At 53.8% G+C, this 13,578-nt stretch carries 10 protein-coding genes; 1 reads left to right on the top strand and 9 read right to left on the bottom strand.

Annotation, left to right across the window (positions count from 1 at the left end; genetic code table 11):
* Window positions 1–22: 22 nt before the first annotated feature.
* The 5 genes from CWO84_RS16110 to trpE form a co-directional block, all read right to left on the bottom strand.
* Window positions 23–1,267 (bottom strand): TIGR03862 family flavoprotein, encoded by a 1,245-nt coding sequence (locus CWO84_RS16110; protein ID WP_276308164.1) that lies wholly within the window; start codon window positions 1,265–1,267, stop codon window positions 23–25.
* A 298-nt stretch (window positions 1,268–1,565) separates the two neighbouring features.
* Complete coding sequence (locus CWO84_RS16115; RefSeq protein WP_101053800.1) at window positions 1,566–1,835, bottom strand: DUF2442 domain-containing protein; 270 nt, start codon at window positions 1,833–1,835, stop codon at window positions 1,566–1,568.
* Complete coding sequence (locus tag CWO84_RS16120) at window positions 1,795–2,034, bottom strand: DUF4160 domain-containing protein (RefSeq protein WP_101053803.1); 240 nt, start codon at window positions 2,032–2,034, stop codon at window positions 1,795–1,797. The genes CWO84_RS16115 and CWO84_RS16120 overlap by 41 nt, the downstream gene beginning before the upstream one ends.
* The gene (locus CWO84_RS16125; RefSeq protein ID WP_101053805.1) at window positions 2,031–2,621 is read right to left on the bottom strand and encodes an aminodeoxychorismate/anthranilate synthase component II; all 591 of its coding nucleotides are present in this window, start codon (window positions 2,619–2,621) and stop codon (window positions 2,031–2,033) included. Before CWO84_RS16125 ends, CWO84_RS16120 begins: the two co-directional genes overlap by 4 nt.
* Window positions 2,618–4,126, bottom strand: a complete 1,509-nt coding sequence (gene trpE / locus CWO84_RS16130; RefSeq protein WP_101053808.1) for an anthranilate synthase component I — start codon at window positions 4,124–4,126, stop codon at window positions 2,618–2,620. The genes CWO84_RS16125 and trpE overlap by 4 nt, the downstream gene beginning before the upstream one ends.
* Window positions 4,127–4,311: 185 nt before the next feature.
* On the opposite strand from trpE, the gene CWO84_RS16135 reads away from it, so the two are divergent.
* Window positions 4,312–4,500, top strand: coding sequence for a hypothetical protein (locus CWO84_RS16135; RefSeq protein ID WP_033157505.1), 189 nt, complete (start codon window positions 4,312–4,314; stop codon window positions 4,498–4,500).
* Window positions 4,501–4,583: 83 nt separating this feature from the next.
* On the opposite strand, the gene CWO84_RS16140 is transcribed toward CWO84_RS16135, so the two are convergent.
* From CWO84_RS16140 to groEL, 4 genes are all read right to left on the bottom strand, one after another.
* Window positions 4,584–5,114, bottom strand: coding sequence for a hypothetical protein (locus CWO84_RS16140; protein ID WP_033157504.1), 531 nt, complete (start codon window positions 5,112–5,114; stop codon window positions 4,584–4,586).
* Between the two features lie 5 nt (window positions 5,115–5,119).
* Window positions 5,120–9,109 carry an RHS repeat-associated core domain-containing protein gene (locus CWO84_RS16145; protein WP_165786349.1) on the bottom strand — a complete coding sequence of 1,330 codons (3,990 nt, stop codon included), beginning with the start codon at window positions 9,107–9,109 and terminating at the stop codon, window positions 5,120–5,122.
* 768 nt (window positions 9,110–9,877) lie between these two features.
* Complete coding sequence (locus tag CWO84_RS16150) at window positions 9,878–11,665, bottom strand: sigma 54-interacting transcriptional regulator (protein WP_101053815.1); 1,788 nt, start codon at window positions 11,663–11,665, stop codon at window positions 9,878–9,880.
* A 212-nt stretch (window positions 11,666–11,877) separates the two neighbouring features.
* Window positions 11,878–13,560 (bottom strand): chaperonin GroEL, encoded by a 1,683-nt coding sequence (gene groEL, locus CWO84_RS16155; RefSeq protein ID WP_101053817.1) that lies wholly within the window; start codon window positions 13,558–13,560, stop codon window positions 11,878–11,880.
* Window positions 13,561–13,578 lie beyond the last annotated feature (18 nt).

Genomic DNA, 13,578 nt, shown 5'->3' on the forward strand with positions numbered 1-13,578 from the left:
CGGCTATGGAGTGGGGAGTTCTTTAAAACTTTTGATGCCGGTTTAGCCAGTCACACACGCCCAGTCCGGCACTGCGGCCGGTAGCGAAGCAAGCCGAAAGCAAATATCCCCCGGTCGGCGCCTCCCAATCCAGCATCTCACCGGCGACAAAAACGCCGGGTAGCGCGGTAAGCATCAGATTTTGATCAAGACTGTTAAAACTCACGCCGCCGGCGCTGCTGATCGCTTCGGCGATGGGCCGGGTGGCATTGACAGTGATGGGCAAGGCTTTGATCGTCTTCGCTAGAATGGCGGCGTCGGCAAATTGCGCCTGGCTGAGCACTTCGCGTAGCAAGGCCGCTTTGACGCCGGAAATGCCAACCCGGCTCTGCAAATGGCTGGATAAGGACCGGGAACCCCTGGGGCGGCTGATTTCGGCCAGCACCCGTTCCGCATCGCGTCCTGGCAGTAGGTCAACGGTGAAGGTGGCGCTGCCGTGAACATGCAGATATTCGCGCAGCCGCCGCGAAAATGCGTAAATCAGGCTGCCTTCCACGCCGTGCGTGCTAATCACCATTTCGCCCAGCCTGCGTTCGGCATAGCCCTGCGTGTCGGTAAATGTCAGCGCTACCGATTTGAGCGGCGCGCCGGCAAACTTCTCGCGCAGATGCTCGCTCCACGCTACTTCAAAGCCGCAATTTGCGCTTTGCAAGGGTGCAATTTCCACTCCGCGCGCCTGTAACCAAGTCACCCACGCGCCATCCGACCCTAGTTGCGGCCAGCTGGCACCGCCCAAGGCCAACAAGGTTGCTTGCGGCTTGACCGAAATTTCGCCATCGGGATTGCGTAGACGCAGCGCTCCATCATCATCCCAGCCCAGCCAGCGGTGGCGCATATGAAAGTGCACACCGTTCGAACGCAAGCGGTGCAGCCAGGCGCGCAGTAGCGGCGCGGCCTTCATCTCCGTTGGAAACACGCGGCCGGACGTGCCGACAAAAGTTTCTATGCCCAAGCCTTGCACCCAGGCTCTCAGGGCCTCCGGAGAGAAGGCGTTCAGCATCGGTTTCAGTGCGGCACGCTGTGTGCCGTAGCGAGACAAAAACGGCTCGAACGGTTCCGAATGGGTGATGTTCAATCCACCCTTGCCGGCCATCAAAAACTTACGCCCGGCGGAGGGCATCGCGTCAAACACAGCGACGCTCAAGCCGGCCTGACTTAGCACTTCGGCGGCCATCAAGCCGGCGGGGCCGGCGCCGATGATGGCAATAGAGTGGTTAAAGGAAGTCAATGCGTGGCTAGGCTAAAGTTTCATGTTCTAACCAACCTTTCCTTGCCAATATATGCCCAGGAGCGCTCCGACACCGACTAAGCTCACGCAATATCCCGATGTAAAAGGTTCGATGGCATATGAAAGAAAAAATGCCAAGCTGAGCGAGATTAGAACGCACAATACAAATCGCCAATGTATTGCCGCCCAAATCAAGGAAAAAAGCTCATCCATGTTTTACGAAGTAGTGCCTTAGTAACAGGTGGTTTTTGAATTGACGGTCATTACGAATTGCAAATCGAGATGTCATGCAGTTTATTTAGGACTGACTACTGGCTTGCAATGGAAATCTCTCCGGATGTTTGATCATCTCCACAGTCAAGTCTATATCCATGTCAGGCCAGTAAAAATGATTAGGTGAAGGCTCTTCAACACGGAGAATGGCATTGATGGGCTGATTTTTAAACCACGGAAAGTCATCATAAGACATGAATAACTCTTCGGTCCGAGTCAGCAACCATACGCCGTGACTGGATATGTGTGTCACTTCAGCCGGGGAAATGTTGTTGCCAAGCGCTAATGAGTTCATCGTAATGTTTCTCCACTAAAGATTCGATTTCTTTTATCTGCTTTCTGGAATATCGATAATTTTTAGCCAACTCAATTTCCGGTTTTAGCCAAAATTTGGCCTCGCCGTCTTCGGAAACGATGTGAACGTGCATTCTGGGCTCTTCTCGAGAGAAGAAAAAGAAGCGGTAACCCGCTTCTTTGAAAACCGTTGGACTCATCGCGCCAAAAAATTCCGCAACATGTCATGCCCATGCTCGGTCAGGATCGACTCCGGGTGGAATTGCACGCCTTCAATATCTAGCGTTTTATGGCGTACGCCCATGATTTCGTCGATGTTGCCGGCCTCGTCCTGGGTCCAGGCGGTCACTTCCAGGCAATCGGGCATAGTCGATTGCTCGATCACCAGCGAATGGTAGCGGGTGGCGGTGAACGGGTTGCTCAAGCCTTTGAACACGCCCAAGTCTTTGTGATACACCGGCGATACTTTGCCGTGCATGATTTGCTTGGCGTGGATGATGTTGCCGCCGAAGGCGTAGCCGATACTTTGGTGGCCCAAACAGACGCCCAGAATCGGATATTTGCCGGCGTAGCGGTGGATGGTTTCCACGGAAATGCCGGCTTCTTTGGGTGTGCAGGGGCCGGGGGAAATGACGATTTTGTCCGGGCGCAGGCCCTCAATGTCTTCCACCGTCACTTCGTCGTTGCGTACCACCACCACGTCGGCACCCAGTTCGCCGAAATATTGCACCAGGTTGTAGGTGAACGAATCGTAATTGTCGACCATCACCAATCTGACGCCGCTCATGTTTGTGCTCCTTTAGATTGAGCCGCGCTGCTCAGGAGGCCGGCTTCGGCCATGCTGACGGCGCGAAACACCGCGCGGCCTTTGTTCATTGTTTCATCCCATTCGTTGCGCGGCACGGAATCGTAAACGATGCCGGCGCCGGCTTGAATGTGTAAGGTTTGATCTTTAATCACCGCCGTGCGAATGGCGATGGCCGTATCCAGATTGCCGGACCAGGAGATGTAGCCCACCGCGCCGGAATAAATACCGCGCTTGACCGGCTCCAGCTCGTCAATGATTTCCATGGCCCGGATCTTCGGCGCGCCGCTGACGGTGCCGGCCGGGAAGGTAGCTGCCAATACGTCGAAGGCATTCTTGCCCTCTTGCAATTCGCCGGTGACGTTGGAAACGATGTGCATCACGTGCGAATAGCGCTCTACGATCATTTTATCGGTCAGTTTGACGCTACCAATTTTCGCTACCCGGCCGGTATCGTTGCGGCCCAGGTCGATTAGCATCAAGTGTTCGGCGATTTCTTTCGGATCGGCGAGCAGTTCCTTTTCCAGTTCCAGATCCTGCTCGTGGGTTTCGCCGCGTTTGCGGGTGCCGGCGATTGGTCGCACCGTCACTTCGTTGTCTTCCAGCCGCACCAGGATTTCAGGCGACGAGCCCACTACATATAGATCGTCCAGGTTCATGAAAAACATATACGGCGACGGATTCAGGCACCGCAAAGCCCGATACAAATCCAGCGGCGCGGCTTCAAACGGAATCGACATGCGCTGCGATAATACCACCTGCATACAGTCGCCGTCGGTGATGTATTGCTTGGCTTTTCGCACTGCATCTTCGTAGCCTTGTTGGGTAAAACCGGAGACAAAATCGTGTTCGTGCACGTGCTTAACGGCAGGATGCGCTTGCGGATTGGCTTGCAATTCACGCAGCTTCACCACCAGTTCGTCGAGTCTGGCCTTGGCGTTTTCGTAAGCTTGGGCTTGTGCCGGATCGGCATGGGTCAGCAACAGCATTTTGCCGGACAGGTTGTCGAATATCAGCAAATCTTGCGACACCATTAACAGGATGTCCGGCGCGCCGATAGGGTCCGGTTTGCCGCTGGGCTTTAAACGCGGCTCGATATAGCCGATGGTTTCATAACCGAAATAACCGACCAGGCCGCCGTTGAAGCGCGGTAATCCCGGTACGTCCGGCACCTTGTAGTTTTGCCGAAATTCTTCTATCCATTCCAGCGGTTGAGCGTGCTCAAAAACTTGGGTGTCCTGGCCGTCTTTTTCGACCGTGATGCGGTGGCCGCTGATTTTGATACGGGTTTTGCAAGGCAAGCCGATGATCGAATACCGTCCCCACTGCTCGCCGCCGTGTACGGACTCAAACAAATAGGAATAAGGGCCGTCGGCCAGCTTTAAGTAAGCACTGAGCGGCGTGTCCAGATCGGCCAGCACTTCGCGGCAGATCGGGATGCGGTTGTAGCCTTGTTGGGCGTATGCGGTAAATTCGGCGGGTGTCATTATTATTCTCTTGAAGCAACCGGTTGTGCGACTCGCGATTGTAACGCACAACGCGCCCAGCAGCGACCCGCGCGGCTGAAAACTGAGCCTACTGCGAAATTGTAAACTGCTTGGACGTCCAAAATTAAACTGGCTGCACGTTGACAGCCTTATATTTTGCACCTCTATCTATCGGGCTGATAAAAATGGAGTTGTTACAGCGTGACATTGAGGCGCTGGAGCAGGAAAGGCATCAGCGTTTGGGACAAGACGCGGCAGCAGCTGATCAAGGGCCTTCGGCAGCTGATAGCCCTGTCGGCAAGGTTAAAACATTGGCGGTGAATAAAGAGTTTGGCGAATCCATGCGCATTTCGGGTATTGCACTTCGGTTTTGAATCTGCAGTTTGTGCCGAGCCATGCAAGGCGCAACGGTCGCGAACGATGCGCCTGTCGGCAGCATCCTATAGATCAGCGCACGTTATTGCGCCTTACGGACTATTTCGTTTCCAGCCTTTGACAAAGCCGCACCTGAAGAATCTGACCAATTTTTAGCGGCTTCCCCAATATAGGACATCCCATATTTAATCAAACTTCGTTTAGTTGTAGCTAAAATTTTATTAGCCCATTTTCTAAATTGTTCAGGTTTTTCAATCAATTCGCCGTTTTCACCATAATACTTTTCATTGAAATAAATTCGTCCTCGGCGAAGAACATCCCCATTAAAAAAACATCCATCAAATTCAATTACAGGTGATCGCAATTCATCGACTGTCCAATAACCTTGAGCAGCCACATATTTCATGTGAACATACTCAAAGTCGTCAAGTCGAAGAATATAAAAACTAAGCCATTGTCGCCCATCTTCAACGAAATTGAGGCTATCTAGTTTTTCAGGTACTGATGTATTAGATCGATTACGGATTACGACCAAAGGCTCAATATTTTGCAGCTTATCTTCAAGCAAAACTATGTCATTTGGCATTAAAAAATAATTAACTTGTTTGCCCATGGTCTTTATTTGTTATAGGGAATAAATGATGGTCTGGTTCCCGTTGCCGCTTCAATATCATCTAAAGCAGTAATTTCACGCGACACAGGGTTCCCCCTTACAGTTTCTTTACCTACCTGATACATTTCCGTCACATTGTTTTCAGCATCCCTAGCAACGAGATCGACATAGCGATAGCTTTTATCCCCATCTGGAGTTTCAACTTTATATTCTTGTTGTGCTTTAAGGCCGCGTGATTCTATATCATTAGCTTTTTCTGCAACCTTTGATTGGTGTGCAAGACCACCTTTCTTGCCAAAGGGGTTGGGACAGGCTTTAACTGCAGCCTCAACAACGGCCTTAGCCCCATTAACACATGCAGATGGGTGTGTTATGCATTCAAGTGCGGCTAATACTATTCTTGGATTCTCACCGGTTGGGTCAACCAGATTCAGCGGGTTATTTAAAACATAGGTGTAGGTATTAATGCCCCCCGCCAACCCAATCGGATCGGATTGCAGGTAGCGCCCGAGGTTAGGATCGTAGAAACGGGCGATATTGTAATGCAGACCGGTTTCTTCATCGTAGTATTGACCGGGGAAACGCAGGTTCTGGGTGATGAAGGCCGTGGTCGGCGTGGCCTTGCCGAACGGATCGAAATCTGCCGCCCAACTGATGTTGCCCGTGCGGTCCGTGGTCTTTTGGGGCGTGCCCAACCGGTCGTTGTGGTAATAATGGATAGGCCAGGGTGTCTGGTTTGGATCCGAGTCCACGTCATAGTTGATCCGCGCCAGTGGCTCGCCTTCCAGGTAAACGTAGCTGTGCGAGAAGGCCGTCCTTCCCCACTTGGTTTCATCCAGCAGCGTTCCGCTCAGCACGTCATAATCAAACGCGACGTTACCGCTGTTCGTCAGTTTCATGCTGCGATAGCCGAAGGCGTCGTACTTATTAGCCTGAACCGAGACTAGGCTTCCGCCCACCTCATCCTTGATGGCCGTCACCAAATGGTCGGTGGCCTGGTAAAAATGCCGGCTGCCTTTCTGGCTCGCGTCGCCGTTCGCGTCGTACTGGTAGCTGGCCTGCTGCGCGCCCGTGAGCGCCAGTAGTTTCTGGCTGCCGAGGTCGTAGGTATACGAGGTCTGTGCGCCATTCCGCTCGCTGCTCAGACGGTTGCCTACATCGTCATAGCTAAACGCATGGGTGTTCACGCCGGTGGCGCTGGACAGCCGGTCCAGCGGGTCGTAACCGAAATTTCGATGACGCCCCGAGGGGCTTAATTCGTCGGCCACACTGTCGAGGTTACCGTTCAAGTCATAGCCATAGGTGGCGGCCATGACGCCCGGCACGGTGCGCCCGGTTTCCCGGTAGTCTAAGTCGTAGCGACGGCTGATCTGTTTGCCATTGCCGTAGGTGAGCGATTTGACCGGGCCGAACGGCAGATGGGTGATGTGAGTTGCTAGCGGTGTTGTTATGTCGTAGACCCAGCTAACGGTACCATCATCCCAGTCGTGCAGCGATACCGACTCGATTTGGCCGGCCGCATCAAAGCCATAAAGAACTTCACGGTATCCCGAATGCGATATTTTTTCTACCTTGCCATCGGCGTCGTAGGCATAGTAAATAAAGTTATCGTAGGTATGCGGTAAACCCTTGGCGGTGATGGAAGTCAACCGTCCTGCCCGGTCGTACTTGAGAGTCCGGTTACCGCTGTAGCCCGAACGCAAGGCGCGCGACAGCTTGCCCAGGTTGCCGTTTTCGTCGTAATAAAACTGCGCGCCGCCATCGCCACTTTTAATCCGATTCAGCGCATCGTAGGTATATGTTACCGACACATTGGCCGCATCCGTTTTACCGATCCGGTTACCGGCACTGTCGTAGCCGTATTGAGTAATCCCGGTATTGGGACTGTCCAGTTGCATCAGGTCGCCGAGGCCGTTGTAGCTGTAGACGGTGTCGTGGTTGTTGGCATCGGTGACTTGGGTGAGGCGGTCTTGACTGTCGTAGCGATAGTCGGTCAAGCCGGCGAGAGCATCGGTGCTGCGGATCAGCCGGTCCAGGCTGTCGTATTGGTGCTGGGTGGCATGGCCGTTAGCGTCCGTGACCTGGGTCAGGTTGCCGTTGGCGTCGTATTCGTAGCGTGTGGTCTGGTTGTAGGCGCCGATGTCTTGAGCCAGGCGGTTCAAGGCGTCGTAGACGCGACTGCGGGTTTTAACCACTGCGCCGCTGCTATCGAGAATTTCCTCTTTGGTGCGGTTCCCCATCGCATCCAGCGTGTAATGAATCTTGCCACCCAGGGCGTCGGTGATGTCGGTCAGACGGTGAGCGGCGTCGTAGGTAAACGTATGGGTCACACCGGCTGCCGAGGTAGTTTGAGTCAGGTTGCCGGCTTTGTCGTAGGTGTAGGCGGTGGTGTTGCCGTCGACGGTTTTTTGGGTCAGGCGGCCGCGGGCGTCGTAAGCAAAGCCAATCACCAAGCCGTTAGGATCGGTCAGGCTGAGCAGGCGGCCGTTAGCGTCGTAGGCGGTAAAGGTGGTGGTGTGGCCCAGGGCATTGGTGATTTTCCACAGGTCGCCGGGATGGTGAGTGGCCGTGGTATCCGAGTAATAGCTATAGGCGGTGATGTCGCTAACGTCGGTACGCGGGCCGTCGGCGCTCAGCACTTGGCCGAGGTTGTTGTAGGTATAGCTCCACCTGCGGTTTTGCCCGGTCACAGTATCGGTGACGGTTCTACTCAGCGGGTTGCCGCCCGCGTCGTAATTGAAGGCGGTGCGCCGGCCGGCCTCGTCGATTTGGGTGGGCAGGCGGTAGTTGGCGTGCCACTGGGTACTGCGTTTGCGTTCGATGCTGTTCGGCGCCGGCGTGTAAGCACTGAGGTTGGCCGGGCAACTCGAACTGGGCGCCAGGCCTTCCACCCGGACGGTTTCTAGGTTGCGGCTAAGATCGTAGGCATAACAGCTGAGGTTGCCGTTGAAGTCGGTGCGGCTGGCAAGGTTGCCGTTGGCGTCATAACTTTGGGTGTGGGTTGCCGCAACACTACCGGCTCCGGCGGGCTGGCTAATAGCGGTTAGTTTCTGAACGTTTAAGATAGTCTGAAACGTGTAATGCCGGCTGGCATTGAAGCTATCGACGACATCGGTGCTATTGTCGTTGTTATAGCTCAGCGCTACTTGTTCAACGTCGCCGGCATGTTTGGATAAATTGGCGCGGCCTTGGCTGTCGTAAGCCCAAGTCGCATAACGGTCGCCGTTCTCGTCGGTGATGCCGGTCAGGGCATGCGGGAGGGCGGTGTTTTCGTAATGGTAACGTTTGAAGTTGCCATCCTGATAGGTCACTTTGCTGAGGTTGCCCTCGCTGTCGTATTGATATTGGCTGCTGAGGCCGTCCGGGTAGGTGACGCTGCTGATCCGGTTGGCGCTGTCGTAAGCCAGTTGCAGACTGTGGCCGAAGGGACCGGTGACAGTGACCAAGCGTTGGCTGCCGTCATAGCTGTATGTGGTGGTGCGACCGTTGGCTTCGGTGCGGGACACGATGCGACCGGCGGTGTCGTAACGTTCCACCACGCCCAGTTGATCGGTCAAGCTGTAGCCGGTGCTATCTTGGGTCAGCCGCAAACGGCTGTCGGCATCGCCTTGCCAGAGGCCATTGGTCAAAACAAACCATTCGGCGCGGCCATCCGCTTGATGGATAAAAATCTTGCCGGTGAGAATTTCCAGGCTGGGGGCTAGTTGGTGGCTCCAGCCATAGCCCAGCGCGCCGTTTGCATTCCAGGCGCCGCTGTTGTAATAACGGGTAAAACTCAGATCGATGACTGTATTCTCGAAGTCGTTTTCGGTTTGGTATTTATTGCCGGTGGCGGGGTCGCAGGGGTTGCCGACGCATTCTTGGGGAGCGCCTAAGTTTTTGGATGGAACACTATAATTTGTATAACATTCGCCACTAACTACATCTACCCCTTTGCCAGAAGGACAGATTTGATTCCCATTGGCGCAATAAGTATAGCCGTCTCCAAACCACACCCCTTTTATTGCATAGTAGTACCGTGTATAAGAGAACGTACCAGCATCATAGCCAGGGCAATTTGCTGGGCCAATTGGCCAAGGGCCATATGGCCCCCAGACATTACCGTCACCACCTGCAGCCATTCTTGCAGCCGCCTCTGATCCGTAGTAGTACCAATTACCTGAGAAAACTGGCTGAGAAAAGAGGAATATCAAGAAGAATGTTATTGTTTTTTCCATATGGTATACCCAAAAAATAAGCGTTCCGAACCTATCAAACAACATTAGCCACGAGCATTATTTCGTTCGCTGCTCATAATTTATCCAATGATTTTGTGTCAAGCGATCAGCAATAGTGCGTGTTGCCAATAATGTTCTGCGGGTTGTCAGATTAAATCTTGATATATGTCCTGTTCTCTGAGCCGTTTTAGAAAATACAACATCCAGTCCTTACTATTTGTTGCCGACTCAGCATAGCCGTAAAAGCTAATTACAGGAGTGGGTTTAACCACTAGCGGGTGTTTTTGTGACTGAATCTACACCAGGTCTATTATTATCAGAGCTTCAGCCAGCCCAACAAACAGAGAAAAAATCATGGGCAACAGCTCTAAAAACTAACCAAAAAACATAATAGCTAATTGACTATGGGGTAAAACGGGACATGCAAGGGAGAATCAATGCGGAAGCTGAAAGGCAAAAATACGACCGAAAACGATCACTTACGCATCTGTCAGCGGAGGATGTGCAAGTGGATGCAATTACGCGCCTCTCGAATCAGTGTGCTTCTTACCCGGCCTTAGAATGCTCCCGCCAGTCGATTTTATCCAGCCCGAAGCGCTCGATTTTTCGGTACAGCGTGGTGCGAGTTATGCCTAAGTTTTTCGCCGCCAAGGAAATATTGCCCGCGCATTCCCGCAAACTGGCTTTAATGCCGTGTAACTCCCAGTCTTCCAGGGTCATGGTACGGCCCGCAGCCGCCGATATTGGATAAGTTAGCGTGTTGTCCAAAGCGTTATTGTCGTTCCCCGGCAGCACTTTACCCAGCTCTTCGACAAAATCCAGCGGCAAATCCTGGCGGGTAATCAGCGTGTCGCCGGCGGTGTATAGCGTCGCTCTGATGACGTTGATCAATTGCCTGATATTGCCCGGCCACGGGTGTTGCTCGATCAAGGCAATGACGCTGGGGCAAATACTGATTGCCTGCGGGTTGGGTAGATTAGCCAGTTCGCGCTGCAAGATGTGGTGAATGATGCCCAGCTTGTCGTCGCGCTCGCGCAAGGGCGGCAGATGAATTTGCGCGCCGTTCAAACGGTAATACAAATCGCGGCGGAAGCGGCCGGCTTCGACGGCTTCCAACAAGGGTACGTTGGTGGCGGCGACGATTTGCACATCCACCTTGATCGGTTTGCTACCACCGACTGGCGTAAATTCCGAGGTTTCCAGCACTCGCAGCAAAGTCGATTGCAAATCCAGGCTCATATCGCCGATTTCGTCCAGAAACAGAATACCTTTGTCCGCTAACAGAAATTTCCCCGGTTTGCCGGCACTGCGCGCGCCGGTAAAACTGCCGGCTTCGTAACCGAACAGTTCGCTTTCGATTAAGTCATGCGGAATCGATGCACAGTTGATCGCAATCAAAGGCTGATTTTTCCGCGGTCCGGCGTGTTTCAGCAGATTGACGAAATGATCCTTGCCCACGCCGGATTCGCCGGTAATCAGCATCGGAATCTTATGGTGTTGCAGCTTCACGGCCTTCTCTACCAAGGCGGTTAATTGTTCCGACATTGCCGATTCGTATTGGCTGGGCGGCCTTTTGGCGGGTTTGAACGGGATTTTTTCCAATACCCGCGCTTGCGCAACCGGACTCTGGGTTAAGGGCAGATTGGTATTTAGGAGTACGCACAACAAATGCAAGAATGCGAACAAGGAGTTCATGCTTTCCTGTCTATCGCTGATCAATCCGATCACGGCTTGCACGTTGTCGTTCTCATCCAACAAGGGATAACCGACCGTGGTGAATGGGTGTAACAGACTGACAAAATGCTCCATGCCCTGAAAGGCAATCGGTTTTTTCAGTTGCGCGGCGGTGCCGATGCCGTTATTACCCAACACCGCTTCGCTCCAGCGGCTGTGTTTTTCGTACAAACTCAGCATGAAAGGGCTGGCAAACGGATTTTCGCCCAAGACTTGTAACAGGTGTCCGTCGGCATCGGTCAATACCAGCATGACGCCGGCTTCTTTCAAAAACACGTCGAACTGATGCCCCAAATGCCGCAGCATTTCGGCAATATCGTGAGCGGCACGGTTGATGCGCGGCTCCGGATCGGCGGTGAAACGCCAATGATCCCAGCGCGCGTAATTGCCCAATGGCAATTGGTATTCTTCCAGACAGCGGCGCCAGGATTCCGAGACTTCCGGGCGTACCCAGTCCGTGTGATCGGGCACGCAACGGCTCTGTGCCATCCAGCGCCAGGCCTGTATCGGGCGATCAACTTCAAACGCTAGGGAGGTTTTGAACGCGCAGGCTTCTTTGATGATTTTAACGTTGTGGGGCAAGTGCAAGGCAATATCCATTTTTCCTCTTGTATTTTGGTGCGCCAATTTAGTATCGGCACAAAACAAAAATATAAAAAACAGAGGTTTAGCTGCTTTTTACGGCGATGTTGTCCAAAATAACAAAATCAAAAAAAGAGGCAATGCGACATAACGTCACATTGCCTTACTCCATTGCAGAATAATGGATATCTCTAACTTTCGGAGAGAGGAGGTTGAGGTAGAAATTACAATTACATACGGGGATCTTCGCGGGTGGCGGCAGCCCATTCCGGCGAATAGCCGGCCATGATGGACAAGTCCGGCACGTTCATGATGACCGTCTCGCTGCTGATCAAAGTAGCCACCACGCTGACTGCATTGCGCAAGGCGGTGCGCAACACTTTTACCGGATCGATAATCCCAATATCCAGAAAGTGCCCGTAGTTTAAATACTGCATATCCACGGCAAATGCCGGGTCAGCCTGGGTGGCTAAGCGCATCAGCACGTCTTCGTTGTTCAGGCCGCCATTGTTCAACAATTGCCGGAGCGGCGCGCCCAGCGCCTGCTTGACGATGGCGATGCCTTGTTGTTGCTCGGCATTTTCGGCAATCACTTCGTCCAGCACCGTGGTGCAACGCCACAAACCGACACCGCCGCCGGGTAACACGCCTTCTTGCAGCGCAGCCTTGGCGGACAAATAGGCATTTTCGATGCGCACCAGCCGCTCTTTGATTTCCACGTCGGAGATACCGCCGACCTGGAAGCTGCCGGTTTTGCCGGACAGGATAGCGATGCGCTCTTCCAGCTCTTCGGCTTCGTGTAAATTGCCGGTGGCGGAACCTTCGCCGGGTTTACGGGCGCGAACTAGTGCCAACTCGCGCCGTAACGCCTCTATGCGCGTGTTAACCGGTTCGCGCGAACCCACGGCGCCGATGATCGTTGTATTACCTTCCGAGATGACCGCGCGCTGCGCCTGACCCAGTTGCGCCAGCGTGACGTCTTCCAGCCGCATGGCCCGCTCCTGCAAAATAGCGGTGCCGCCGGTCAACAGGGCCAAATCGCTCAGCCTGTTGATGCGTTTGTCACCGAAGCCTGGCGGCTTGACCGCCACCACTTTGAAAATGCCGCGCACATGATTCAGCAACAAGCCCGTTAACGCTTTCTCGGCGACCGCTTCGGCGATGACCAAAAGCGCGCGGCCTTCCGCCGCGACGTCTTCCAGCAGGGGTACCAGATCCATGAAGTCGCTGATTTCCCGGTCGTACAACAGAATGTAGGGCCGCTCCAAAACCGCTTCGGCGCGGGTTTTATCGGTGATGAAATAGGGCGACAAAAAGCCCTGCTCGTAATGGATACCTTCCACAATCTCCAGTTGGTCTTCGCGGCCATTACCCAATTGAAAGGTCAAGGTGCCGGTTTCGCCAAGCTCGGCCAGGGCCTGTTTCAGGAGCTTGCCGACACCGGCTTCGCCTTTACTGGCGACCCGCGTAATCTTTTCGACCCAGTCTGCCGCGCTGTCGGTGACAGCCGATTTTTGTAAATGCTGCTCCACCAAGATCAGCGCCAACTCCATGCCTTTTTGCAATTGCAGGGGATGAAAACCGGCCGCGACGCTTTTCAGCGCTTCCTCCGCCAGGCTTTGCGCCAGCACAATCGCCGTGGTGGTACCGTCGCCCACTTCGCGAGACACCGCGCCGGCGACGTCCCGCAACATGCGGGCACCCAAATCGGCAATCCGGTCTTCCATGACGATGGCATTGGCAACAGTAACGCCATCTCGGGTAAAGACGGGCATGATGCCGTCGGTTCGGTGTTGAATCATCACGGCAGGGCCGGCGCTACCCAGCGTAACGCTCGCCGCGCGTGCTACCGCATTGATGCCTTGCAGCAGACGTTGGCGAGCTTCCGGGTTGTAAATAACGTGTTTACTCATTTCTAGGGTGTTCCCATC

Source organism: Methylomonas sp. Kb3, assembly GCF_002834115.1.
Taxonomy (GTDB): Bacteria; Pseudomonadota; Gammaproteobacteria; order Methylococcales; family Methylomonadaceae; genus Methylomonas; species Methylomonas defluvii.

What these genes read in the sequence shown, in the direction of transcription:
- CWO84_RS16140 (WP_033157504.1), bottom strand. Translation starts at nt 5,114, where the DNA reads ATGGGCAAACAAGTTAATTATTTTTTAATGCCAAATGACATAGTTTTG.
- CWO84_RS16115 (WP_101053800.1), bottom strand. Translation starts at nt 1,835, where the DNA reads ATGAACTCATTAGCGCTTGGCAACAACATTTCCCCGGCTGAAGTGACA.
- trpE (WP_101053808.1), bottom strand. Translation starts at nt 4,126, where the DNA reads ATGACACCCGCCGAATTTACCGCATACGCCCAACAAGGCTACAACCGC.
- CWO84_RS16135 (WP_033157505.1), top strand. Translation starts at nt 4,312, where the DNA reads ATGGAGTTGTTACAGCGTGACATTGAGGCGCTGGAGCAGGAAAGGCAT.
- CWO84_RS16150 (WP_101053815.1), bottom strand. Translation starts at nt 11,665, where the DNA reads ATGGATATTGCCTTGCACTTGCCCCACAACGTTAAAATCATCAAAGAA.
- groEL (WP_101053817.1), bottom strand. Translation starts at nt 13,560, where the DNA reads ATGAGTAAACACGTTATTTACAACCCGGAAGCTCGCCAACGTCTGCTG.
- CWO84_RS16120 (WP_101053803.1), bottom strand. Translation starts at nt 2,034, where the DNA reads ATGAGTCCAACGGTTTTCAAAGAAGCGGGTTACCGCTTCTTTTTCTTC.
- CWO84_RS16125 (WP_101053805.1), bottom strand. Translation starts at nt 2,621, where the DNA reads ATGAGCGGCGTCAGATTGGTGATGGTCGACAATTACGATTCGTTCACC.